Origin of the sequence: Arthrobacter sp. JZ12 (assembly GCF_035189165.1) — a bacterium.
In the GTDB taxonomy this organism is placed as follows: Bacteria; Actinomycetota; Actinomycetes; order Actinomycetales; family Micrococcaceae; genus Arthrobacter_D.
Map to the genome: position 1 here is coordinate 2,760,523 of NZ_CP045246.1, position 21,795 is coordinate 2,782,317.

Annotated in this window: 24 protein-coding genes; 11 read left to right on the forward strand and 13 right to left on the reverse strand. The window is 63.9% G+C overall.

Features of this window, described 5'->3' with window-relative positions; translation table 11 throughout:
* Positions 1–858 precede the first annotated feature (858 nt).
* A complete protein-coding gene (locus tag GC088_RS12810) occupies positions 859–1,596 on the forward strand; it encodes a GAF and ANTAR domain-containing protein (RefSeq protein ID WP_323959379.1) in 738 nt (245 codons plus the stop codon).
* A 589-nt stretch (positions 1,597–2,185) separates the two neighbouring features.
* Here GC088_RS12810 and GC088_RS12815 read toward each other — a convergent pair.
* Positions 2,186–2,749 carry a dihydrofolate reductase family protein gene (locus tag GC088_RS12815; protein WP_323959380.1) on the reverse strand — a complete coding sequence of 188 codons (564 nt, stop codon included), beginning with the start codon at positions 2,747–2,749 and terminating at the stop codon, positions 2,186–2,188.
* Between the two features lie 37 nt (positions 2,750–2,786).
* Positions 2,787–3,413, reverse strand: a complete 627-nt coding sequence (locus GC088_RS12820) for a TetR/AcrR family transcriptional regulator (protein ID WP_323959381.1) — start codon at positions 3,411–3,413, stop codon at positions 2,787–2,789.
* A 109-nt stretch (positions 3,414–3,522) separates the two neighbouring features.
* On the opposite strand from GC088_RS12820, the gene GC088_RS12825 reads away from it, so the two are divergent.
* A complete protein-coding gene (locus tag GC088_RS12825; protein WP_323959382.1) occupies positions 3,523–4,077 on the forward strand; it encodes an NAD(P)H-dependent oxidoreductase in 555 nt (184 codons plus the stop codon).
* Positions 4,078–4,256: 179 nt separating this feature from the next.
* On the forward strand, positions 4,257–5,345 hold the full coding sequence (locus GC088_RS12830) for a DUF808 domain-containing protein (RefSeq protein ID WP_323959383.1): 1,089 nt from the start codon (positions 4,257–4,259) through the stop codon (positions 5,343–5,345).
* A gap of 13 nt (positions 5,346–5,358) precedes the next feature.
* On the opposite strand, the gene GC088_RS12835 is transcribed toward GC088_RS12830, so the two are convergent.
* The gene (locus GC088_RS12835; protein ID WP_323959384.1) at positions 5,359–6,072 is read right to left on the reverse strand and encodes a TetR/AcrR family transcriptional regulator; all 714 of its coding nucleotides are present in this window, start codon (positions 6,070–6,072) and stop codon (positions 5,359–5,361) included.
* Positions 6,073–6,181: 109 nt separating this feature from the next.
* On the opposite strand from GC088_RS12835, the gene GC088_RS12840 reads away from it, so the two are divergent.
* Positions 6,182–6,838, forward strand: coding sequence for a DUF2306 domain-containing protein (locus GC088_RS12840; RefSeq protein WP_323959385.1), 657 nt, complete (start codon positions 6,182–6,184; stop codon positions 6,836–6,838).
* 100 nt (positions 6,839–6,938) lie between these two features.
* A complete protein-coding gene (locus GC088_RS12845; protein WP_323959386.1) occupies positions 6,939–7,097 on the forward strand; it encodes a hypothetical protein in 159 nt (52 codons plus the stop codon).
* A 24-nt stretch (positions 7,098–7,121) separates the two neighbouring features.
* On the opposite strand, the gene GC088_RS12850 is transcribed toward GC088_RS12845, so the two are convergent.
* Entirely contained in the window at positions 7,122–7,886 is a 765-nt protein-coding gene (locus GC088_RS12850; protein WP_323959387.1) for an IclR family transcriptional regulator, read from the reverse strand.
* Positions 7,887–7,949: 63 nt separating this feature from the next.
* The gene (locus tag GC088_RS12855) at positions 7,950–8,738 is read right to left on the reverse strand and encodes a 2-keto-4-pentenoate hydratase (RefSeq protein WP_323959388.1); all 789 of its coding nucleotides are present in this window, start codon (positions 8,736–8,738) and stop codon (positions 7,950–7,952) included.
* Between the two features lie 312 nt (positions 8,739–9,050).
* On the opposite strand from GC088_RS12855, the gene GC088_RS12860 reads away from it, so the two are divergent.
* Entirely contained in the window at positions 9,051–9,830 is a 780-nt protein-coding gene (locus GC088_RS12860) for an HpcH/HpaI aldolase family protein (protein ID WP_323959389.1), read from the forward strand.
* An 82-nt stretch (positions 9,831–9,912) separates the two neighbouring features.
* On the opposite strand, the gene GC088_RS12865 is transcribed toward GC088_RS12860, so the two are convergent.
* Positions 9,913–10,425 carry a DinB family protein gene (locus GC088_RS12865; protein ID WP_323959390.1) on the reverse strand — a complete coding sequence of 171 codons (513 nt, stop codon included), beginning with the start codon at positions 10,423–10,425 and terminating at the stop codon, positions 9,913–9,915.
* A gap of 180 nt (positions 10,426–10,605) precedes the next feature.
* Between GC088_RS12865 and GC088_RS12870 the strand changes: the two genes are divergently transcribed.
* Genes GC088_RS12870 through GC088_RS12885 form a run of 4 tightly spaced genes read left to right on the forward strand, consistent with a single transcriptional unit; the run spans position 10,606 to position 13,292 of the window.
* The gene (locus tag GC088_RS12870) at positions 10,606–11,274 is read left to right on the forward strand and encodes a hypothetical protein (protein ID WP_323959391.1); all 669 of its coding nucleotides are present in this window, start codon (positions 10,606–10,608) and stop codon (positions 11,272–11,274) included.
* Entirely contained in the window at positions 11,267–11,575 is a 309-nt protein-coding gene (locus GC088_RS12875; protein ID WP_323959392.1) for a transcriptional regulator, read from the forward strand. The genes GC088_RS12870 and GC088_RS12875 overlap by 8 nt, the downstream gene beginning before the upstream one ends.
* Positions 11,572–12,501, forward strand: a complete 930-nt coding sequence (locus GC088_RS12880) for an ABC transporter ATP-binding protein (protein WP_323959393.1) — start codon at positions 11,572–11,574, stop codon at positions 12,499–12,501. The genes GC088_RS12875 and GC088_RS12880 overlap by 4 nt, the downstream gene beginning before the upstream one ends.
* Positions 12,498–13,292 carry an ABC transporter permease gene (locus GC088_RS12885; protein WP_323959394.1) on the forward strand — a complete coding sequence of 265 codons (795 nt, stop codon included), beginning with the start codon at positions 12,498–12,500 and terminating at the stop codon, positions 13,290–13,292. Before GC088_RS12880 ends, GC088_RS12885 begins: the two co-directional genes overlap by 4 nt.
* A 17-nt stretch (positions 13,293–13,309) precedes the next feature.
* Here the strand turns inward: GC088_RS12885 and GC088_RS12890 are convergent, their stop codons facing one another.
* The 7 genes from GC088_RS12890 to GC088_RS12920 all read right to left on the reverse strand — a co-directional run bounded on the left by GC088_RS12890 (position 13,310) and on the right by GC088_RS12920 (position 21,228).
* A complete protein-coding gene (locus GC088_RS12890; RefSeq protein ID WP_323959395.1) occupies positions 13,310–13,996 on the reverse strand; it encodes a PspA/IM30 family protein in 687 nt (228 codons plus the stop codon).
* A 6-nt stretch (positions 13,997–14,002) separates the two neighbouring features.
* Complete coding sequence (locus GC088_RS12895; RefSeq protein WP_323959396.1) at positions 14,003–14,608, reverse strand: hypothetical protein; 606 nt, start codon at positions 14,606–14,608, stop codon at positions 14,003–14,005.
* Positions 14,609–14,674: 66 nt separating this feature from the next.
* A complete protein-coding gene (locus GC088_RS12900; RefSeq protein ID WP_416377540.1) occupies positions 14,675–15,073 on the reverse strand; it encodes a heat shock protein transcriptional repressor HspR in 399 nt (132 codons plus the stop codon).
* 53 nt (positions 15,074–15,126) lie between these two features.
* A complete protein-coding gene (locus GC088_RS12905; RefSeq protein WP_323959398.1) occupies positions 15,127–16,113 on the reverse strand; it encodes a DnaJ C-terminal domain-containing protein in 987 nt (328 codons plus the stop codon).
* A gap of 147 nt (positions 16,114–16,260) precedes the next feature.
* Entirely contained in the window at positions 16,261–16,965 is a 705-nt protein-coding gene (locus tag GC088_RS12910; protein WP_323959399.1) for a nucleotide exchange factor GrpE, read from the reverse strand.
* 2 nt (positions 16,966–16,967) lie between these two features.
* Complete coding sequence (gene dnaK / locus GC088_RS12915; protein WP_323959400.1) at positions 16,968–18,836, reverse strand: molecular chaperone DnaK; 1,869 nt, start codon at positions 18,834–18,836, stop codon at positions 16,968–16,970.
* Positions 18,837–19,014: 178 nt separating this feature from the next.
* Entirely contained in the window at positions 19,015–21,228 is a 2,214-nt protein-coding gene (locus GC088_RS12920; protein WP_323959401.1) for an MMPL family transporter, read from the reverse strand.
* Positions 21,229–21,318: 90 nt separating this feature from the next.
* On the opposite strand from GC088_RS12920, the gene GC088_RS12925 reads away from it, so the two are divergent.
* A complete protein-coding gene (locus GC088_RS12925; protein ID WP_323959402.1) occupies positions 21,319–21,792 on the forward strand; it encodes a MarR family transcriptional regulator in 474 nt (157 codons plus the stop codon).
* Positions 21,793–21,795: the final 3 nt, after the last annotated feature.

The following is a 21,795-nucleotide window of genomic DNA, read 5'->3' on the forward strand; positions in this document are numbered from 1 at the left end:
ACTACTTTTCCCTCGCAGCTATAGGTGTAGCGCTGTGCTGTGGGATCGTGGCGTTCGTTTCAATCCACACCGCAAAGCAGCCAGCCCCGCAAGGCCAATAGCAGCCAGCCCTCAGTTTGCGGCCACTCGGAATCCCTCACTGCGCCACGGTCGGAGTGCCCTTCTGCATCCGGTCATCCCGGGATGGATTAGTGTGTCGTGCATGGGGGCTGGTTCGTAGTGGCGCCGGTTGCGTTGCCACTGTTACTTCGGGCTGCGGTGGCGGGCGCTCTGCTGGGTGCATCTGTAGGTGCCGGATTGACCCTGTTGGACCTCATCGCTCAACAGCGCGGGTCCTCATGGCTGGGCTTCATACAAATGGTCGTCCTTGGCATGATCGGAATCCCTGTTGGTGCGTTGGCAGGTTTGATGACAGGCGTCGGCGCCTTGATCAGCCTGCGCTTGGCTCGTATATCGTCCCCGGAAAGCTTTCCCAGTGGTCGCGCTGGGGCTCTAGGTGCAGGCCTCATGACCAGCATCTATCTCGGGGTCGGACTCACCCTTGTCTGGAACATGCCGTTACCCTCGTTCGTCACGGCGACTGGGTTTGGTGTCGTCGCCGCTTTGCTCGCAGCGTTTCAGATCCGGCGGCTGAATTACAGAAGGCCGGCGTAGCGGTTCCTGATCGATCCCTCGCCGTGTGGCCTGTGCGAAAGCGGGAATTGATTCGATAAGCTGGGCGCAAGGTTAAGCAGACGGCCGACAATTAGCTGCGCCATCATGGATGCTAGTTTTTGTCCCTCTTGCGTAGCTGATGCTCCGGGCGCGAAAACTTTTTCCTGATGCCGCTCTGCATGGAAAAACCCGGAGCCCACTGCGATGAGTAGCGATCTCACCGATTCGCATACTAACGACAACCACCGTCTTCACGAGGCTATCCTCGATTCTTCCGACGTGCATCAGTTCCTCGACGAGCTTTGTCAGCACGCGGTGCGCTCCCTGAGCCTCGGGGAACAAGTGCTTTGTGGTGTTACCCTGCTACGGGATCGGGAAGGTGCAACAGTGGGAAGTAGCAGCGACTACGCCCGGAAAATGGACGAGATCCAGTACAGCTTCAATGACGGTCCCTGTCTAACGGCCGCCCGCGAGCAAGTCGTTGTTGAAGTCCCGGACATACGCCGGGAAGAGCGCTGGCCGCACTACGCTGAGATCATTTCCGGGCACGGTCTGCGCTCGATCCTCGCGGTCCCGTTCGATCTGGCCGGAGACGCGAAAGCTGCCTTGAACCTGTACTCAGATGCGGTGAACAAGTTCACCGCACCCGCGATAGAACGCGCAAGGACGTATGCGAATGAGGCTTCCCGGTCATTGCGCCTTGCCGTGCGCATCGCGCAACACAGCGAGCGTGCCGGGAACTTGGAAGCAGCGATGGAATCACGCACAGCGATCGATATCGCGGTCGGGATCATCATGAGTCAAAGTCAGTGCAGCCAAACCGACGCGTTCTCAGTCCTGGTCAGAGCGTCCTCGCACCGCAACATCAAACTTCGTGACCTCGCCGAACAAATCGTCGCCAACTCCAACGCAAATTCGAAACCCGCAACACACTTCGATTAATCACATCGAGAGGCTGAGCCAAAGAGGGGACCTGGGCTGAGCCCCGGTGGCGATTCAGCCATCAACCAACACTCGCGGCCCGTCCTTGGCCGGTACTGCCTTCCCTCCGCCACCGCATTGCAAAGCAGCTGTACTAGTGCACAGCTCACCGGATTAATTCCATCGGTTCGTCCGTTGAGCAGGTTGCCAGCGTTCCGCTTAGATCGATGCAGTGGCGTGCCCGAGTTGGGTGCAGCCCTCCACTTATGAACGAGAGTTGGTAGGAACATCGTGGCTTCGACGACGGGTCTCAAGCACCAACCCGAATCCGATCGACTGATGACTCTTCCGATATTTCACGACCCCCTGCAAGGCACCCTTCCTCAAATCGATGATCTTCTGCAGTATCCTCAGGCCCGTCGAGGTTCGAAGACTAGAAGACACGCAAAACCCGGCGAGCGCAGAGTGAAGAAATTGCAGGGCCAGAGGCAACAGGCCCTGGCTCAGGTTGTTGCGGACATTCAGGCCTTAAGCGTTGCCCGCTCGACCCGGCAACAAGTTCCCGCAACGGGTGCACTGCTAGATGTGAAGAACTCATGCATGCCTTGAATTAGTGCCTGGTCTGGTACCTCGTCAGGAGCACACCATCCGGGAACGTCCGGGTCTCCACCAAACTCAAGTTCACCCAATTGTCCAAGGCTGTGAAAAAAGGAGTACCGCCGCCGACCAGGACAGGGATAGTAACCATCAAGTATTCATCGACGAGCCCTGCCCTCATGGCTGCCGCAGCGAGAGTGGCACCGCCAATGTCCATGGAGGCGCCGTCGTCGGCCTTCAGCCGGGCGATTTCGGCGACCGCGTCGCCAGTGACCAGCCGGGCGTTCCAGTCGACAGCGCTGAGAGTCGAGGAGAACACCACCTTCGGCATATTCCGCCACCGGAGAGCGTATTCAATGTGAGCTGCAGTAGCGCCCGGTTGCTGGTCAGCGGTCGGCCAGTGCGAACTCATTCCCTCCCACAGTTTGCGCCCATACAGCGCCAGACCCGTCGCTCCCACCCGGTCCGACCAGAATTGGAACAGCTCGTCGCTCGGTACGCTCCAACCGAGGTCCCCGCCGGGCGCGGCGACGTAGCCGTCCAGACTCACGTTCATGGCGAAGGTCAGCTTGCCCACCGCGCCAGTCTGTCGCGAGTTGTGTCCGCTGTACAGGTCACAATCGATCCGCTGCTCGAACGACGCCGACGGCCAGCCGGCGCCAGGTCTCCTCGAGCCGCTCGGGTGGAACGTGCTGCTCCTGCACAGCGTGCAGCACCCACTCGGGGTCTAACGTCGCGGCCAGTGACAAGGCCATCACCCATGGGTCGCCGTCGAACCCCGCCTGCCGCAGCAGGTGCTCAAGGTGCCGGCGCCACAGCACCGCGGGCGGAGCATCAAAGCGGTTGTGCAGGGATGCTTCGGCGGCCCGCACGAGCTCCCCGTACGTCAGGATATAGCGGATGCGTTCGGCACCGAAGACCACCAGCCTCTCCAGCGGTGGCGCGCCCGGCCCCAGGGGCGGCGGCCCGAACATGAAGCGGCCCTGAAACTCCGCCTCGGCGTCGTGGAGCAGCGCCATCATGAGGCCGGCCCGGCTACCGAACCGCCTAAATACAGTGCCCTTGCCGACCCCGGCACGCTCGGCAAGCTGGCCCATGGTCAGGCTTTCGACGCCGCACTCCCCTACCAGCTGTCGGGCGGCACTGAGCAGCAGCTCACGATTCCGGGCAGCATCGCTTCGTTCCTGCGCGCGGGCTCCTGCAGCACCAGGCAGGAGTGGGTCGAAGCTCACACTCGGCATTCTAGCCCTTCCGGAATAGAAGCGGACCGGAGTCCGGTTATATTCGGAAAGGCCATTGGCCTCCAGAAATCCCGCCGGCGTGCAAGCGTCGAAAGCCAAAGGATCAGATATGCCCAAGAACACCGTTCTTACTCTCGTCGGCAGCCTCCGCGCCGAATCCACCAACCAGAAGCTCGCTGAAGCCATTCAGCTCAACGCCCCCGAGGACGTGGATGTAGTCATCCACGAGAGCCTGGGCAACATCCCCTTCTACAACGAGGACATTGACGTCGAGGGCAAGGTTCCCGCAGCAGCCGCCGCCCTGCGTGCCGCCGCCGCTGAGGCCGACACCGTGTTGTTGGTAACCCCGGAACACAACGGCACCGTTCCCGCCGCACTGAAGAACGCGATCGACTGGCTGTCCCGCCCCTTCGGCGAGGGTGCGCTGGCAGGCAAGCCCACCGCCGTCGTCGGCACCGCCTTCGGCCAGTACGGTGGCGTGTGGGCACAGGATGAGGCCCGCAAGGCGGCCGGCATTGCCGGTGCCCGCGTCCTTGAGGACGTCAAGCTGGCCGTGCCGGGCTCCATGGTCCGTTTCGCGGAAAGCCACCCGAAGGATGACGCTGAGGTCGTGGAGCAGATCAAGGGCGTCTTCTCTGCTCTTACCGCCGACGTCGCTGCGTAAGCCACCTTTAGGTAACAGCAGGGCCGGGCATGTGATCAGCACATGCCCGGCCCTGCTTCTTTTGGGAAGAAGAACCCAGCGGGCGGCCCGCCGTCCTATACTCCAAGCATGCTTATTGTGCGTCTCGACCAAGGTCTTCAGGTCCAGCCATCCGCCCTGCAGCAGCACGGGGGCGAATTGTGAGCGGCGGTCTGGTCGCGCTCCTGGACGACGTCGCGGCCCTCGCCCGCATCGCGGCCGCTTCGGTGGACGACGTCGCTGCCGGCGCCGCCAGGGCCGGCGCCAAAGCCGCCGGTGTGGTCATTGACGACGCCGCCGTCACCCCGCAGTATGTCGCCGGGAGGGACCCGGCGCGCGAACTCCCGATGATCAAGAAGATCTTCTGGGGTTCGCTCCGGAACAAGCTGCTGATCATCCTGCCTGCGCTGCTGCTCGTCAGCGCCTTCGCCCCGTGGTCGATCCCATTCATCCTCATGCTGGGCGGCACCTACCTCTGCTATGAGGGGGCCGAGAAGGTGTGGCACAAGCTTCGCGGCCACCATGAAGCCGAGAAGAAGCCGGCGGTCGAGCGCGGTCCCGAGGCGGAAGCCCGCGTCATCAAGGGCGCGATCACCACAGACTTCATCCTCTCCTGCGAGATCATGGTCATCTCGATGAACGAGGTGGCTGACGAATCGATCTGGACGCGCGCGCTCATCCTGGTGGTCGTCGCCATCGCAATCACCGTGCTGGTGTACGGAGCCGTGGCCCTTATCGTCAAGATGGACGACATCGGTCTGCACCTGACCACCAAGGAATCAGCCGGTTCCAAGCGCTTCGGCGAAATGCTCGTCAAGGGCATGCCCGCGGTGCTGGCAGCCATCACCTTCGTGGGCACGATCGCCATGCTATGGGTCGGCGGCCACATCATGCTGCAGGGAACGCATGACCTCGGCTGGCACCTGCTGTACGACCTGGTCCATTCCCTCGAGGAACCCTTCGTCGCTATCCCTGTGGTGGGCGGTCTCCTGGCCTGGCTGGTAAATACCCTTTGCTCGGCCATTGTGGGGCTCATCTGGGGACTGCTCGTGATGGTGATCGTCCACCCGCTGCTCAAGGCACTGCCGTTAGGCAAGAAGAAGGGCGGGCATGAGGAGGGCGACGTCCGGGCAGCAATGGCCGGCTACCGTCCGGGCAAGTCTGCTTCAGAGTCCTCTGCCTCGCGTTCCTCGGGTGGAGGTTCCACTGCTGTGGATCAAGCGGGCGAGGAGCGCCGGGACCGGCACTGACTGTGAGCTAGCGTCACCGCGAGCGGGCTGTTCGGAATGACCAACCCTGCTCGTGGAGCTGTTCGATGCGGTCCAGCAGCAGATCGAGAGCGAACTCGAACTCGAACTGGTCATCACACCCGGAACCCACCACCGACTCCGATTCGTGCGCGGAGGCCGTTGCGATCCGCATGATGTTCGGGAATCGCTTCGCCATCTCCTCCATCATCGCCAGCTCCGCCTCGCCGAATTCACGTACTTCCTCGCTGGGCGGGTCCTCGAACAGTTCCTGGGTGAACCCCCACATGCGGCTGCCGATCGCGTGCATCACGTGGTGAGTCAGGTCGACCGAGAAGCCCGCAGCCAGGAAAAGGCCGATGAACGAATCCATATAGGCAAGAACGCCGGGCGTCTTGTTGGTGCGGGTCTCCAGGACCCGGCGAGCCCAGCGGTGCCGTTGAAGCACCCTTCTCGCCGAGAGGACGCGCTCACGCACGGCGTCCTTCCATGGCGCGTCGACGGGAGGCGGCTCGATTTCGCCGATGATGACGTCGACCATGCCGTCGAGCAGCTCTTCCTTGCTGGACACATGCTTGTACAGGGCCATGGGCACGACGCCGAGCTCCGCAGCGAGGTTTCGCATGCTCACCTGCTCAGCGCCCTCCGCATCGGCAAGACCGACGGCGGTCTGGAGCACACGCTCCCGGTTGAGCCGCGTCCGCGCCGCGGGCGCCTCCTGCTTGCTCACCGGTCCCTCCTTCGTGTGCTCGTATCGTCCTTGACTAGTGTACGCCGTACACCTACTCTGATCGCAGAAGGTGTACGCCGTACACCAACAGATCCGAGAAGGACACCACATGGCCACCATCAGCCAGGGCAATCCCGCTACTCCAGTCTTCGCACGACCACGCGTGCCCGGCTGGCTCATCCCGGCGGGGCTGATCTCCCTCAGCCTCATTCCCGTGCTCGCGGGCGCCGCCCGGCTCGGGGAGTTGACCGGCGGCGCGCCGCTTACGGAGCAGAATGCCCGCTTTTTCGAATCTCCGGTGCCGGTGGTCGCTCACATCGTTGCCGCCGTCGTCTATTCGCTCCTTGGGGCGTTCCAGTTCAGTCCATCCCTGCGGGGCAGGCGGAGCTGGCATCGAATCGCCGGAAAGATCCTTATCCCGGCGGGCCTCCTAAGCGCCATCTCGGGGCTCTGGATGACCCTCTTCTACACCCTGCCGCCCAGTGACGGCCAACTGCTGCTGTCCTTTCGGCTGTTCTTCGGATTCGCCATGACACTGAGCCTCATCCTTGGTGTCCGGACCATCATCCGACGCGACTTCAGCTCGCACGGGGCGTGGATGACCCGCGCCTACGCCACCGGCCTCGGCGCCGGAACCCAGGCACTGATCCTGATTGGACCGGAACTCGTATCCAGCCCACCGGATGTCACCACCAGGGCACTCCTCATGGGAGCCGGTTGGGCGCTGAACCTTTCGGTGGCCGAATACTTCATCCGCAGGCGATGACTGAACCCATTGCAATGCCGGACTGCGTCAGTGAGGGATCGAAATCTACGTGCTGGCCGTAGACCCAGTCCATCAGCGGAAGGGCATCGGTCATGCGCTAATGGAGCACTCCTTCAGAATTGGACGCGAGGCAGGAATGAGCATGGTGCTGGTGGAAACCGGCGATGACCCCGGCCATGCCCCTGCCCGGCACGCGTACGAAGAAGCCGGATTCGAACAATGGCCTGTTGCGCGCTACTTCAAGAGTCTGTTGGACTAAGCCCGGCGCAGGAACCAGGTGCCCTTAACCTGCGGGTCCCGAGGCGAGTTGCTTCTGCAGCTGCAGGGCACCGTCGCGAAGGATGGGAAGTTGATGTCCCTCGAAGTGGCCATGATCGAGGCGGTGTTTGGGCATCACCACCGCCAGCGCCGCGAACATCTCCCCCACGTTGTCCCGTAGCGGCATGGAGACGGAGAAGATGCCGTCTTCCAGCTCGTCATCGATCTTCGCCCAGCCCTGGTCGCGGATGCGGTCCAGCTCCGCGCGGAGCTGCTCGTGATCCTTGATCGTGTGCGCTGTGAAGCTGGCGAGTGTTTCCCCCGTAACCTGCCGCACCTGGTCCGCTTCCAGTTCCGCAAGCAGCAGCTTCCCGGTTGCTGATGCATGAAGCGGCCACCTCATGCCCCTCATGTCCGAGATGGTCACTCCGATCGAGCGAGGTGACTGCTGAAGGACCACGTCGAGCTCATAAACACCTTTCCGAACGCTCAGGGTCACCGTCTCCCCCAGCCGGTCCGCGATTTCTTCGGCAGTTGGCCTCACACGGGCGACGATGCCTGCGGCAGGATCAACGGACTGCGCCAGACGCGCCAGATCCCATCCCAGTGAGAACTGGGTATCGTTGCGGTCAACGAACCCCTCCTCTTCAAGAGTGAGAAGCAGCCGGAACGTGGTGGCGCGAGGAAGGCCAACTTTCTTGGCGATGTCGGTCGCCGTCGCGGCGTTGGGACTGGCGGCAAGCGCACGCAGGACGCTGACGGCGCGCGCCACCGACCTGTTGGAGCTCATTCCGCTTCCCGTACCGGTTTCGCCCATCTGCGCTTGTTGGCCTTCCTCGCTTTCTTCTTCGGGCTACTCTGCAGCTTCGTATTCGAAGGACACGTCGCCCCAACCAGCAAAGCTGCCAGTGACATGGGAGTTGGAGCTGAGACGGACAGCGGCCAGGCAGCTACCGGGCAGGATCACGTCGCCCTTCTGGAACTCCACGCCGAACTCACTGACCCTGCGGCAGAGCCACATGATCGCGGAAACCGGGCTGCCGTAGATTTCCGAGGTGTTCCCCTCTGCCACCACTTCCCCGTTGATCCTGATCTCGCCGGCGGTGTCAGCCAGATTGAGCTGGCTGAGCTGCCGGGGCTGGCCGCCCAGGATGATCCCCCCAGTTGACCCGCAGTCCGCGAGCGTCTCGAAGATATCGATCTTCCAGTCCTTGATTCGCGAGTCGATGATCTCCAGCGACGGCAGCACATAGTCAGTTGCCGAGATGACATCTGCGACAGTGACATGGGCACCGCCCAGTGGCCCCTTCAGCACGAATGCAGGTTCAAGCTCCACGAAGGGCTCGATGAAGTTGGCCTCCGACAGGGACAAGTTCTCCGGATAGAACTGGCTGGCGAGGAGGTAGCCGAAGTCCGGCTGCCCCACCCCGAACTTGGACTGCATTGCTTTCGCGATGTTTCCGAGCTTGAAGCCGACCACTTGGTCGCCGGCACTCACCTGCTGACGGATCACCTCCTGCTGTATGCGGAATGCGTCCCGGACGGTGCCTTCAGTCCCTGCCGGGACCAGGGAATCGAGCGGCTTTCCCTCATTGCGGGCGCGGACCAGCTTCTCTGCAAGGTCGTCAATGTCGATGGCCATCAGGCAACCTGTCCTTTCTTGGTGGGGATCAATAGGACTTTTTTGAGGACCTCCGGGCCCCCGGCCCGGCTGATCTGCATGGCGTACGGCATGGTTCTCCTCAACGTTGGGAAGTACTCAATGGGGGGCCTACGGCCGTCGAACACGAGCGCGTTTGACTATGTGGCTTACGCCACTCTAACGTTCTTTCCGTTCAGTGAGTAAACGAATTGTTCATCTAGTGAACCTGGCAGGATCAAGGACGACCCATGCATCAGCAGATGAAGAGGTTTGCCTTCGACTTCACAGGCCCGGGAGAGTGAAAGGAAACCGATGAACCACCCAGCAGCAGACGTCGTCTGTAGGGCCCGGAATAATGAAGTAGTTCTGGGCTACTGGTCCGTCCTGGACTCGCCCATCTCAAACGAGCGTGTGGCGATGACTGGCTATGACTACATCACCATCGACGGCCAGCACGGGCTCATGGGTTACTCGGGCATCCTCAGCAACCTGATGGCGATCGACGCCGCCCACGGACCTGCCGGGGTCGTCCGCGTGGAAGCGAATGACGCCGCGGTCATCGGTCAGGCGCTCGACGCCGGTGCACGCGGCGTCATTGTGCCGCTGGTGGACACGGCCGACGACGCCCGCGCGGCAGTCCGAGCAGCCCGTTATCCGGGTGCCGGGGCTCGTTCCTTCGGACCAATGCGCTCGGGCCTGCGCGTTGGCCCTGCCCCCACGGAAGCAAACGACGCGGTACTGGTCCTGGTCATGATCGAGACCGCGGAGGGGCTGGCGAACGTTGAGGATATCTGTGCGGTCGAGGGTGTGGACGGCGTCTACATCGGCCCTTCCGATCTGGGCCTCGCCCTCGGCGGCCGCACCCCGGACGACGCGCAGGTGCAGGACGCCCTGGACGAAGCGATCTCACGGGTGCTGTCCGCCGCACGCGCGGCCGGCAAAATTCCGGGGATCATCACCGGCGATGGCGACGGCGCCCGCGAACGGATCTCCCAGGGGTTCACTTTCGTGACCATCGCCTCCGACCTGACCCACCTTGAGCAGGCCGCCCGACAGCACCTCGACCGGGCGCGGCAAGGCGGACAGCCCTAGCCCCGATCGGCAGAAGGCATGGCTGACGACGGCGGCAGCCGTCGTCGTCAGCTTCCTGCCCAGTCCTGCACCAGGCCAGCTTTTAGCCGCGCACGTCGTGAAGGTGATGGACGACGTCGTGCCAGCCGTACTGCGTCAGGGTTCCGATGGTGAAGCGCGAGCCGTTGCTGCGCAGGCCGGTCCGGTCCCAATCGGTGACCGTGTCAAGCAGCGCCGCGTAGCGCTCCCCCGCCGTCGCAAGTTCTTCGCCTACCCGGCGGGGGTCTTCGGCGGCGTAGTTCTTTTCCTCGGCGGTGCGGTCCTGGTCCCAGTTCTCGAACTGCGGGTCGTCCTCATCCAGCATCAGTTGGGTGCGTTCCGTGAAGAGCAGGTACACGTCGCGCACGTGGGCCGAGTACTCAAGACCCGACCAGGCGTTCTCGTCCGCGCGTTCGCTGGCGTCCGCCCGCTCAAGCACCCGCTGCCACCGCGGGAAAGCGTCCCGATGGTGCTGGGAAATCGCCTGCGGCGGATAGTCTGCGGGGTCAAAACCGCATTCGTTGCAGGCACGCTGAAGCACCCACGTCCAGTCCTTGGTGTCCGGTTCAATCGCCATGAGGGAAGACTAACCCGGCGCCGTCCCACTTAATTCCACCCGCCCACTCCTTCGCGTTAGGGGTCTTGCCTCGCGGTAGCCGTACAGCCATTCGTTAGGGGTATTCCCCTAACGAATGGCCAACCCCCTATCCGGAAATCGGAGTTGCGACAAAGTACTTTGCGGTGCAAACTAGTTTGCATGAGCTTCCATCCTGCTGCTGAGAGCGCCGACTCCTATTCCGACGACGAACGTCCCCTCGACCTGGCCCAGGCGCTGAGCGTCGTGACGGCTGCCGAAACCCGCGCCCGCCGAGAACTTCACCCCAACGGCGGTTGGCTCTACCTGCTGTGGGCCTTGGCATGGTTCCTCGGATACGGAGTCCTGCACGGCTCCCGCAACGGGTGGCTCCCCCTTGAACCCCCGACGGCGCTGCTCATCTTCGGCCTGCTCATCGCCCTGGGAATCGCGGCCACCGTCGCAGTCTTCGGCAAGCAGAGCCGCGGCATCCGGGGGCACTCGTCCTTCACCGGCGGCTTCTACGCCGTAGCCTGGGCGCTCGGATTCACCGTGATGGGCGCGCTTGGCAGCGCGATCTCGGCTGCAGTGGATGACTTCTGGCTCCGCGGAATGCTAATCAACGGCATCGCGATCCTGATCGTCGGACTGCTCTACATCACCGGCGGCACCACCTTCAATGACGTGATCCAAGTGGTGATGGGCATCTGGTTCCTGGTGGTGGACATCGTGTCCATCATGAGCGGACCGGAACACTTCCTCACCGTGTTCTTCATCTTCGGCTCGGCCGGATTCTTCGTGGGCGCGGCCGTGGAAACCCTCCGACAGCGACGGAGAACCTACCATGCCTGAACTTGATCCCGTGATCCACGCCGAGTCCCGGCTCAGGGCGATCACAACACTGAACGAGGTCGGCGAGCGCAACCGCATCGCCTTCACGAAGTTGCAGAAAATCCTGGAGATGACCGCAGGCAATCTCTCGACGCACCTGCGAAAGCTGGAGGATGCCGGCTACGTAACCGTCACCAAAACCATTGAGGGCCGTACTCCCACCACGTACGTGGCCATCACCCGGGAAGGCTCAACGGCTTACGCCGCGTACCGCAAGGCACTGCATGAACTGCTCACTACTCAACTCACGGAGAAGCCATGACCACCACCACATTGGATTCGGCGAGGCAGCAAACTGCCCCGGTTCTTGCGTCAGCGAATGCAGTCACCAAATCCTTTGCGGGCAATCCAGCGCTCGACGGCGTGACGCTCCAGATCCGCGCCGGCGAATCGGTTGGGCTGCTGGGCCCGAACGGCGCCGGCAAGTCCACGCTGATCAGCCTGCTCGCCGGGCTGCGGCGTCCCGATGCCGGCAGCGTCCGCCTGTTCGACGGCGATCCCTCTTCTCCGCGGACCCGCCTCCGTCTCGGCATCACCCCGCAGGCAACCGCAGTGCCGCAGAACCTCACCGTCGGCGAGGCCGTCCGGTTTGTGGCCGGCCACTACCCGGACCCGGTTCCCGCGGGACAGCTGCTCGAGGACTTCGGACTCACCGCCATTGAGCGCAAGCAGTGCGGCGGACTCTCCGGCGGGCAGCAGCGGCGGCTCCTGGTCGCACTGGCGCTCGTGGGCCGGCCGGAACTGGTGATCCTCGATGAGCCGACTACCGGTCTCGATGTCGACGCCCGTGAAACGCTCTGGGCGCAGCTGCGCGAGTACCGACGGTCCGGCGGGACGCTGCTCATCACCAGCCATTACCTGGAGGAAATCCAGGCCCTGGCCAACCGCGTCGTGGTCATTGACCGCGGCACGGTCATCGCCGATGGAACCGTGGACCAGATCCGCAGCCGCGTGGCGGTAAGCAAGGTGTCGTTTGAGACCGGGCTGCCGGCGTCGTCGTTCCTTGCCCTGCCCGGCGCCGTAGACGCCGCAACGGCAGAGAACGGCAGGACCACCGTGGTCACGCAGGACGCGGACGCGACCGTCCGCGAACTGGTGGTCGGCAACCTGCCGTTCGGCCAGCTCGAAGTCCACGCCGCCACCCTCGAAGAAGCCTTCCGCGCCATCACCGCCCAGGAGAAGCCATGAACACGTCCACAGCAGCACCGTCACAGTTTTCGCTGATCCGCACCTACACCAAGGCGCAGCTGCTGGAACAGTTCCGCATTCCTGTCGCGGTGATTTCGTCGGTGGTTTTCCCGGCGCTGGTCCTGTTGTTCTTTGTTGTGCCGCAGTCATCGGTCACGGACAGCCCGCAGGCCTCCCTGTCAGCGATCGCGCAGCTCGCGGTCTTCGGCGTGATGAGCGCCTACCTGTTCAACTACGGGGTGGGCGTGGCTGAGGACCGGGCGAACCCGTGGAGCGCCTACCTGCGCTCCCTGCCTGTGGGGCCGCTGCCGGGAATCCTTGCGCGGGCGACCGGCGCGATGCTGTTCGGACTGATGTCACTGCTGCCCGTGCTTCTGCTCGGCGCAACCCTGACTTCCGCGCCGGACCTGTTCACCAACGGTGACCTGCCGTGGTGGCGGATCCCGTTCGCCGTCGTTGTCTGGCTGCTGTGCGGCCTGCCGTTCCTGGCACTGGGCCTGCTGATCGGGTACCTGTGCACCTCGAAAGTCGCCGTGGCCGTAACGCAGGTGGTGTTCTTCCCCCTGGCCTTCGCCGGCGGCATGATGCTGCCCCCGGCTGCCTTTCCGCAGTGGCTGGACGGGTTCTCGCTCTTCCTGCCATCCCGCGCCGCGCGCGACCTGTCGGTCGTTGCGATCACCGGCGAAGGCCTGGAATCCAGCACCGTGCTGTGCCTGCTGGCGTGGACGACGGCGCTCACGGCGGCCGCGCTATGGGCGGCACGGCGGGATCAGGGCCGTCGGTACCGCTAGGCGTTCAGCGGATCCGCTTAGTGCCCGCCGCGTTCCTGGGCGCGTGCCTTGAGCTGGCGCAACTCCTGCTCGGCAACATCCCTGGCTTCGAGCTCGCTGAACGCCTGCTCAAGCTTCTCCGACGTCGGGTCCGACCAGGCCAACTCCTCGCGGGCCGCCTGGAGGTGGCGCAGGCGCCGCGCCTCCTCCTCGGCCTCCCGAGCAGCACGCGCGGTTTCCGCGCTCTGACCGGCTGACGCGCTCACCGCTCCCTGCATTCCGAGCGCCGCCTGGCTGGCACCATGCTGCGCCTTGAGCGCTTCGTAACGCGCGGTGTTCTCGTGCAAGGCAGTCTCGAGCCGGTACAGATCCGCCTCCAGCGACTGGAACTGCCGGTCGACGTCGTCCCGCTGCCGGGTAAGCGTCTCGAGGCGTTTCTGTACCTCCAGAGCCCGGCGCAGTGCCGAGCGGGCGCCGTCGTCGTCGTTCCTTGCAACGGCCGCCTCTGCCTCGCGATTGCAAGCATCAAGGTCGGCGGCGGCCTGCTGGGTCAGGCTGGTCACGCGGTGCCGGACGGCGGCGAGGTCCGCCACGCTTCGACGGGCCAGGTCGAGCTGTTCCTCCTGTGCGCGCTGGGACTGGTTCAGCGCTGCGACCGGGTCGACGGGCTCAGTAGCGTTCCGGCGGGCGGTGATGATCCGGGAAATGCGGCGTCGTATGGACACGGAGCGTCAGGCCCGCCGGGTGCCCGTGCCGTACGCGGCGCTCCACGTCTGCAGGGCGCCGATTTCCAGCGACAGTCGCGAGGTTGCCCGCTCGAGTTGGCTGTTCCCGGAAACCTGATGGATCTCAAGGAGGGTCCGGCGCAGCTGCGCCGAGAGCTCGCAGAGCGAGTTGACCTGGGTGCTGATTCCCTTGGCGAGATCGGCGCGGAGCGCCTTGTTCGGCTCGCGCTCTGCGAGGGAGATTCGTTCGCAGAGAACTGCTTCGGCCCGGGTCAGGTCCTCGGCGGTGGCTGAAAGATCACCCACGGTGTACCCCTGGGAGCCCGCCGCTGAAAGAGAACGGCGGGTTGCGTCAGTGGAATTCTCGAGCTGCAGGCGGAGCTTTGCCAGCTCGCGTGAGGAAGGGTCGGTTGAGAAGGAGCGCATCCTGCTCGCGCCGCGATCGATGCGGCGGCGAAGCACCCCCGACCGGCGGACCCTGCGCACGATGAGCCATACGCCGGTAGCAGCGGCGAGGGCGAGCACGCCCAGGGTCACTGCACCGAAAAGGAACAGCTGGAGGATGCCCTCCAGCATGGTTTCGGCAAGTCCGTCGAAATCTGAGTCAGGCATGTCTTAAAGTGTGCCGTGGATTTGGGCCGGGCGCCATGCAGAGGCCGTGTCCGGGTAGCGGCACGCCTATTTGTCGCCGCGCCAGATGACCAACGCCTGGCTTCGCGGGCGCGGTCGCTGACCGCGCGCAAGGGTAACGACGTCGCCCGCCAGTCCTGCTGCGAAGATCCGGCTGGTCTCGGACTTTCGCTTCTGTGCAAGTTCCTCGGTCAGCTCGCGGACCCGATGCTGGAGTGCCAAAACCTGGTTCTCCAGTTCAAGGATGCGGCGGATGCCCTCCAGGGACACGCCCTCCTGGGACAGCCGCTGCACCTCCCGCAGGATGTTGACATCCCGCTGGGAGTACCGGCGGGCCCGGCCCGGCGCCCTGCTTGGCTTGACCAGGCCCAGCCGATCGTACTGACGCAGCGTCTGGGGATGCATGTCCGCCAGTTCAGCGGCAACCGAAATGACGTAGATGGGCATGTTGATGTCGACCGACAAAACGATCCTCCCCTCTGCTGCTCAGAGCCCGCCCCCTACAACCGTGCCTTCTCGGCAAGACCGCTGCGGGGATTAGCTTCCTGGGTTGCGTTTGCAAATGCCTCTACCGCGGCTGCGGCGTCCTTGTTCAGATTCTGGGGTACGACGACGTCAATGGTCACCAGCAGGTCACCCGTGCCCTTCGCCGTTCTCACTCCCCGGCCCTTCACCCGAAGCGTGCGCCCTGACGGCGTGCCAGCCGGGATCTTCACCTTCACGGTTTCTCCCGTGACGGTGGGCACTTCGATCTGTGCCCCCAGCGTTGCCTCCGGGAAGGTAACCGGTACGTGCACCCGGATGTTGTCGCCGTCGCGCTGGAAGAAGGGGTGCGGTTTCACGTTCACGGTGACCATCAGGTCACCGTTCCCGGCCGGGCCGCTCTGGCCCTTTCCACGGACACGAACCTTCTGCCCGTCCCGAATACCGGCGGGAATGCGAACGTCGATCACTTCACCTGAAGGTTCCCGCAGCCCGATGGTGGTGCCGCGTATGGACCCGGCAAAGGAGATGCTGGTACTCGCCGTGCGGTCCGCACCCTTTCGCGGAGGCGCCGAATAGCCGGGAAAGCCGCCTCCCGACGGATAGCCGCCACCACCGAAAAGGTCCGCGAACTCGGGCGGAAGGTCGCTGCCGCGGAAACCACCGCGGGTACGGCCGGCCGTCTGGCCAAAGAGATTGCCGAAGATGTCCTCGAATCCGGCGGCGCCGCCCGGGCCACCAGGCCCGCCGGCGGTGAAGCGGGCACCGCTGCCCATGGCCCGGATCGCGTCGTACTGCTGGCGTTCTTCCGGATCGGACAGCACTGAATATGCCTCGGAGATGTCTTTGAACTGTTTCTCCGCGGCAGCGTCATTGTGATTCTGGTCCGGATGGAACTTGCGCGCGAGTTTCCGATAGGCCTTCTTGATGTCGGCGTCGGATGCGTCCTTGGGCACGCCAAGGATCTTGTAGAAGTCCTTATCGACCCAATCCTGACTTGCCATCTGGCGTTTCCTTCTCTCTGAATCACGAAGTCCTTGCTACCGGCGGTGGCCGGAGGGACCTCCGAACGGCGGCAACGAAATCCCGAGACTCGCAGAGCTCGCTTCGGGATTAAAGCCCCCTTCCTCGAAGGACCCACCGGCCGCTTGCTATTCCGGTACTGCCACGATTACCTGAGCTGCGCGCAGCACTCTTTCGTCTTTTTTGTAGCCGGCGCGCAGGATCTGGCTGACGCTGTCGAACTGCACATCGGCGCTGGGCTGCTGGATGAGGGCCTCGTGGATGTTTGGGTCGAACTCCACACCGGTCTCGTCGATCCGGGTCAGGCCGTAGGTCTTCAGCGCGTTCTCCAGCTTGGTGGAGATTGCAGCGAATGGGCCTTCGGCAAGGTCGCCGTGGGCACGGGCAGCGTCGATGTCGTCCAGGACCGGCATCAGTGAGTTCAGGACTCCAATGACTGCCATGTCGCGGGCAACGTCCCGGTCACGCTCCACACGCTTCCGGTAGTTGACGTACTCAGCCTGGAGCCTCAACAGGTCGTTGCGCAGTTCGGCTTCCACATTGGTGGACGGAGCAGGAATGTTCTCCCCACCGCCCGCCTGGTTGAGGATGGCCTCTGCCTGGGCCAGGGCATCGGCGCCGTCGGCTCCGCTGTCCCCGGTTCCGGTGTCAGCGGAGCCGGCAGCCTGCTCCTGACCGGCACCCGCTGCGGGTGCCGAGTCAGGAACTCCGGCCTCAGCCGAGTCGCCTGTGCCCTGCTGCCCACGGACCTGCCCAGTTTCCGGGTCGATCTTCCGGTTATCCCGGAAGCTGACCGGCTCTGCGTGCTCTTCTTCGTTTCCGTGGTGCGGCATGGTTACTTCTTCTCGTCTTCGTCGACAACCTCTGCGTCAACGATGTCGTCGTCCTCAGCCTTGGAGCCGTTCGCGCTCGGCTCGCCGGCGGTGTCAGCGCCGGTTGCGCCTTCCTGCTGGGCCTGGGCGTAGATGGCCTCGCCAAGCTTGGTCTGGGAAGACTGCAGCTTCTCGAAGGCGGCCTTTACTTCGTCGTCGTTGTCCTGGGATTCCAGAGCCTTCTTGAGGGCGTCGACGTCGGCCTGGACCTCGGTCTTGACCTCTTCAGGCAGCTTGTCCGAGTTGTCTTCGATGAGCTTGCCCACGGAGTAGGCGAGTTGCTCGGCGGAGTTGCGGACGTCCGCTGCCTCACGGCGCTTCTTGTCCTCTGCTGCGTGCTCCTCGGCCTCGCGGACCATGCGGTCGATGTCTTCCTTGGACAGCGCGGTGCCGCCGGTGATGGTCATCGACTGCTCCTTGCCGGTGCCCTTGTCCTTCGCGGACACGTGCACGATGCCGTTGGCGTCAATGTCGAAGGTGACCTCAACCTGGGGAACGCCGCGCGGTGCCGGAGCAATACCGGTGAGCTCGAAGGTGCCCAGCGGCTTGTTGTCACGGGTGAACTCGCGCTCCCCCTGGAAGACCTGGATGGCAACGGAGGGCTGGTTGTCGTCAGCCGTGGTGAAGGTTTCGCTGCGCTTGGTGGGGATGGCCGTGTTGCGCTCGATGAGCTTGGTCATTACCCCGCCCTTGGTCTCGATGCCCAGCGACAGCGGGGTCACGTCGATCAGCAGGACGTCCTTGCGCTCGCCCTTCAGCACACCGGCCTGGAGGGCAGCGCCGACGGCGACAACCTCATCCGGGTTCACGCCCTTGTTGGGCTCCTTGCCGCCGGCCAGTTCCTTCACGAGGTCGGAGACAGCGGGCATACGGGTGGAGCCGCCGACGAGGACGATGTGGTCGATGTCCGAAACCTTGATGCCGGCCTCGGAGATGACGTCGTGGAACGGCTTCTTGGTGCGGTCCAGCAGGTCCTTGGTGAGGTCCTGGAACTTTGCACGGCTCAGGTGCTCATCCAGGTGGACCGGTCCCTCCGGAGTGACGGAGAGGTACTGAAGCGAGATGTTGGTGGACGACGCCGAGGACAATTCCTTCTTTGCCTGCTCAGCAGCTTCCTTCAGGCGCTGGAGGGCGATCTTGTCCTTGGACAGGTCTGCGCCCTTGGCCTTGGCCTGCGAGAGCAGGAAGTCCACGATGCGCTGGTCCCAGTCGTCGCCACCGAGGCGGTTGTCACCGGCCGTAGCGCGGACCTGGATGGTGGAAAAGTCATCCTCATCCTTGCCGACCTCGAGGAGCGAGACGTCGAAGGTACCGCCGCCGAGGTCGAACACCAGGATGAGCTCGTCTTCCTTGCCCTTGTCCAGGCCGTAGGCCAGTGCCGCAGCGGTGGGCTCGTTGACGATACGCAGGACGTTCAGGCCCGCGATCTCACCGGCTTCCTTGGTGGCCTGGCGCTCCGCGTCATTGAAGTACGCGGGAACGGTGATAACGGCGTCGGTGACCTTCTCGCCAAGGTAGCTCTCGGCGTCGGTCTTCAGCTTCTGGAGGATACGGGCAGAGATTTCCTGCGGCGTGTAGGTCTTGTCATCAACCTGCTTCTTCCAGTCGGTGCCCATGTGGCGCTTGACGGAAGCGATGGTGCGGTCGATGTTGTTGACGGCCTGGCGCTTGGCGATTTCGCCGACCAGAACTTCGCCGCCCTTGGAGAAGGCAACGATGGACGGAGTGGTGCGTGCACCCTCAGCGTTCGCGATAACGGTGGGCTCGCCACCTTCGAGCACGGAGACAACGGAGTTGGTGGTTCCGAGGTCAATGCCTACTGCACGTGACATGCGATTTCCTTTCGAACAGGCCGTGACCGGAAACCCTGTCGGGACCCGGCGCGCCCAGATTGAGCGTTCTGCACTCAACTCTACTCAGGAGGTTTTTGATGTCAAGTCGAAGTTGAGTCGGCCACGCTCAACTTCGTCTTGACTCCAAGACTAAGGCTGTCCCACCCAAACGCCCCGTTCACTGGGATTGTCTAGACACTCCCACTGAATCCTCTGCTTTGAAGGGACCGACCGCTGAATGCCGCACGTGATCATTCCCGCGCTCGCCACCGGCGCCACGCCCGCCGTCGAAGCGTGCGAGCTTCGATGGCCACCAGATCTTCGGGCCTATGTCGTAGGCGAGCGCAGGCACCAGCAGCGACCGGACGATCACGGTATCCAGCAGCACGCCGAACGCCACGATGAACGCGATCTGTGCCAGGAAGAGGATGGGAATCACGACCAGCGCAGCGAACGTTGCAGCGAGCACAATTCCCGCCGAGGTGATCACGCCGCCGGTCACGCCGAGACCGCGCAGGATGCCGCGCCGCGTTCCGATCCGCAGCGATTCCTCCCGCACCCGGGTCATCAGGAAGATGTTGTAGTCCACGCCGAGCGCCACCAGGAAGACGAACCCGAACAGCGGCACCGAAGCGTCCGCACCGTCAAAACCGAGCAGGTTGTTGAACACCAGCGCCGACACACCGAGCGCTGTCGCATAGGAGAGCACCACCGATCCGATCAGCAGAACCGGCGCCAGCACCGATCGCAGCAGGAGCATGAGGATCACCAGAATCACCACGAGCACGATCGGGATGATCTTGGCCAGGTCGGCCTGTGCCGTGACGTTGGTGTCCAGCGCAACCGCGGTCACCCCTCCCACGAGCACATCCGGGCTCACCTGATCGAGGTCGCTCCGCAGCTGCTGGACCACGGCCTCGGCCTCTGCCGAGTCGGCCTGGTAGTCCAGCGTGGCGCGCACCAGGACGTTCCCTTCGCGTACGACGACGGCGCCCGCCTGGTCCGCGGTGACGGTCGCCTCGGTGACGCCCTCCTGCGCTTCGAGGATCTCGAGCACTTCGTCCTCCTGGCCCTCCTGCGCGATGACAGTGAGCGGACTGCCTGAACCGGCATCGAAGTGGCGTGCGAGCACGTCCTGGCCGTCAACGGCGTTGGACGGCGTAAGGATCAGGGAGGACTGCGGCACCCCGTTGGCCTGCAGTTGCAGCAGGCCGAGCGATCCTGCTGCGAGCACCAGGAGCGAGACTATCCACACGGGTCGTGAAGCGCGCGAGATGAGTCGGCCGACGCGCTTCCAGACTCCCCGCAACCCCTCAAGTCCGGTGGCCGCCCCGGCCGAAGCGCCGATGGGGTGCGTGCCTGCCTTCGGTCGGAGCGGCCAGAACGCGCTCCGGCCGAACAGCAGCAGCAGTGCCGGCAGGAGGGTCAGCGCGGCGAGCAACGAGAAGACAATGCCGATCGCGGCAATCGGGCCCAGGCTTCGGTTCGAGTTGAGGTCGGAGAAGAGCAGGCACAGCAGGGCGAGGATGACGGTTGCACCAGAGGCGACAATCGGCTCCACGGACGCCCGGTAGGCGACCTTCATGGCGTCCCACTTCGAACTGTATTCGGTGAGCGCTTCCCGGAAACGCGCAACCAGCAGCAGCGCGTAGTCGGTCGCCGCACCGATCACCAGGATGGACAGAATGCCCTGGCTCTGACCGCTAAGGTCTATCCACCCCCAGAGCGCGAAGGCGTAGACGAGCAGGATGGAGGTTGCGAGTGCAAAGACGGACGTGAAGAGCACCAGGAAGGGCAACAGCAGCGCGCGGTAAACGGCGAGCAGGATCACGAAGACGGCGGCGAGCGCTACCGCGAGGAGGATGCCGTCAATACCGCCGAAGGCGCTGACCAGGTCCGCCGTGAATCCAGCAGGCCCGGTCACGAAACCTTCCGTCCCGTCGGGGAGTTCCCGCTCAAGTACCTCGCGAAGCGAGGTGATCGTCTCCCCCAGTTCGACGTCGTCGGACACGGAGGCGATGTACTGCACGGCCAGCCCATCCTCCGACGGGATGGGGCCGACGACGGCGGGCTGGCCTTCAGCGGCCGGTTCCAGCCCTTCCACGTCCGCCAAAACTTCTGTCAGCTCCTGGTATTGGCCCAGCTCACCCGGCGCAATCTCCTCCTCCGACTCGACGACAATCACCGCAGGCACCGCCGTCGAGTCCGTGAAGGCTTCCTGCAGCTGCCCTGCCTCGGTGGACTCTGCGCTTGCGGGGAGGAAGGATGCCTGGTCATTGCTGGAGACCTCCTCGAGTTTCCCGAACGTCGGCCCACCGAAGCCCGCGCCGATGAACCACAACAGCACGATGAAAGCGGGAAGAACCGCCCTCATCCACTTCTTCGCCAACATTGCAATCCTTCCGTAGTTATCTCCATGAAGAACTATATCGATGATGGAGATAGTTGACTAGTATTTAATTCGGAGGGGAAGAGGTGAATGATGGCTCCTACAGCACCCCGTGAACTCCTGGCCCTGCTTCAGCAGTTCACGGTTGAAACCGATCGGTACGTCGATACCGTCAGCGTTCGCGATGCCCTGCACCGTACGGACCTGAATGCGCTCGGCATCATGATGGGGGCCGCCCGCTCCGGGGCCACGGTGACTCCCGGCATGCTCCGGCAGGCGCTGAACCTCAGCTCGCCCGCAACCACCGCACTGATTGACCGGCTGGACTCTGCCGGCCACGTTCGCCGCTCGCGCAGCTCCGTGGACCGGCGGCAGGTGCACCTCGAGATGACCGAAAAAGCCCTCGATACCGGGTCCCGCCTGTTCGGTCCACTGGCCCGCCAGGTGGAGCAGTCGCTCAGTGAGTTTTCCCCCGACGAGCTTGAACTGCTTGCCCGGATGATGCAGAAGGTCACCGATGCAACCGTGCAGGCGCGCCAGCAGGCACTGGAGGACGGCCGGGAGTAACGT

Excerpts from the sequence above, each read along its gene's own strand:
- GC088_RS12810 (WP_323959379.1), top strand. The coding sequence starts at position 859 with ATGAGTAGCGATCTCACCGATTCGCATACTAACGACAACCACCGTCTT.
- GC088_RS12820 (WP_323959381.1), bottom strand. The coding sequence starts at position 3,413 with ATGCCGAGTGTGAGCTTCGACCCACTCCTGCCTGGTGCTGCAGGAGCC.
- GC088_RS12825 (WP_323959382.1), top strand. The coding sequence starts at position 3,523 with ATGCCCAAGAACACCGTTCTTACTCTCGTCGGCAGCCTCCGCGCCGAA.
- GC088_RS12840 (WP_323959385.1), top strand. The coding sequence starts at position 6,182 with ATGGCCACCATCAGCCAGGGCAATCCCGCTACTCCAGTCTTCGCACGA.
- GC088_RS12845 (WP_323959386.1), top strand. The coding sequence starts at position 6,939 with ATGGAGCACTCCTTCAGAATTGGACGCGAGGCAGGAATGAGCATGGTG.
- GC088_RS12850 (WP_323959387.1), bottom strand. The coding sequence starts at position 7,886 with ATGAGCTCCAACAGGTCGGTGGCGCGCGCCGTCAGCGTCCTGCGTGCG.
- GC088_RS12855 (WP_323959388.1), bottom strand. The coding sequence starts at position 8,738 with ATGGCCATCGACATTGACGACCTTGCAGAGAAGCTGGTCCGCGCCCGC.
- GC088_RS12860 (WP_323959389.1), top strand. The coding sequence starts at position 9,051 with ATGAACCACCCAGCAGCAGACGTCGTCTGTAGGGCCCGGAATAATGAA.
- GC088_RS12865 (WP_323959390.1), bottom strand. The coding sequence starts at position 10,425 with ATGGCGATTGAACCGGACACCAAGGACTGGACGTGGGTGCTTCAGCGT.
- GC088_RS12870 (WP_323959391.1), top strand. The coding sequence starts at position 10,606 with ATGAGCTTCCATCCTGCTGCTGAGAGCGCCGACTCCTATTCCGACGAC.
- GC088_RS12875 (WP_323959392.1), top strand. The coding sequence starts at position 11,267 with ATGCCTGAACTTGATCCCGTGATCCACGCCGAGTCCCGGCTCAGGGCG.
- GC088_RS12880 (WP_323959393.1), top strand. The coding sequence starts at position 11,572 with ATGACCACCACCACATTGGATTCGGCGAGGCAGCAAACTGCCCCGGTT.
- GC088_RS12885 (WP_323959394.1), top strand. The coding sequence starts at position 12,498 with ATGAACACGTCCACAGCAGCACCGTCACAGTTTTCGCTGATCCGCACC.
- GC088_RS12895 (WP_323959396.1), bottom strand. The coding sequence starts at position 14,608 with ATGCCTGACTCAGATTTCGACGGACTTGCCGAAACCATGCTGGAGGGC.
- GC088_RS12900 (WP_416377540.1), bottom strand. The coding sequence starts at position 15,073 with ATGCCCATCTACGTCATTTCGGTTGCCGCTGAACTGGCGGACATGCAT.
- GC088_RS12905 (WP_323959398.1), bottom strand. The coding sequence starts at position 16,113 with ATGGCAAGTCAGGATTGGGTCGATAAGGACTTCTACAAGATCCTTGGC.
- GC088_RS12910 (WP_323959399.1), bottom strand. The coding sequence starts at position 16,965 with ATGCCGCACCACGGAAACGAAGAAGAGCACGCAGAGCCGGTCAGCTTC.
- dnaK (WP_323959400.1), bottom strand. The coding sequence starts at position 18,836 with ATGTCACGTGCAGTAGGCATTGACCTCGGAACCACCAACTCCGTTGTC.
- GC088_RS12920 (WP_323959401.1), bottom strand. The coding sequence starts at position 21,228 with ATGTTGGCGAAGAAGTGGATGAGGGCGGTTCTTCCCGCTTTCATCGTG.
- GC088_RS12925 (WP_323959402.1), top strand. The coding sequence starts at position 21,319 with ATGGCTCCTACAGCACCCCGTGAACTCCTGGCCCTGCTTCAGCAGTTC.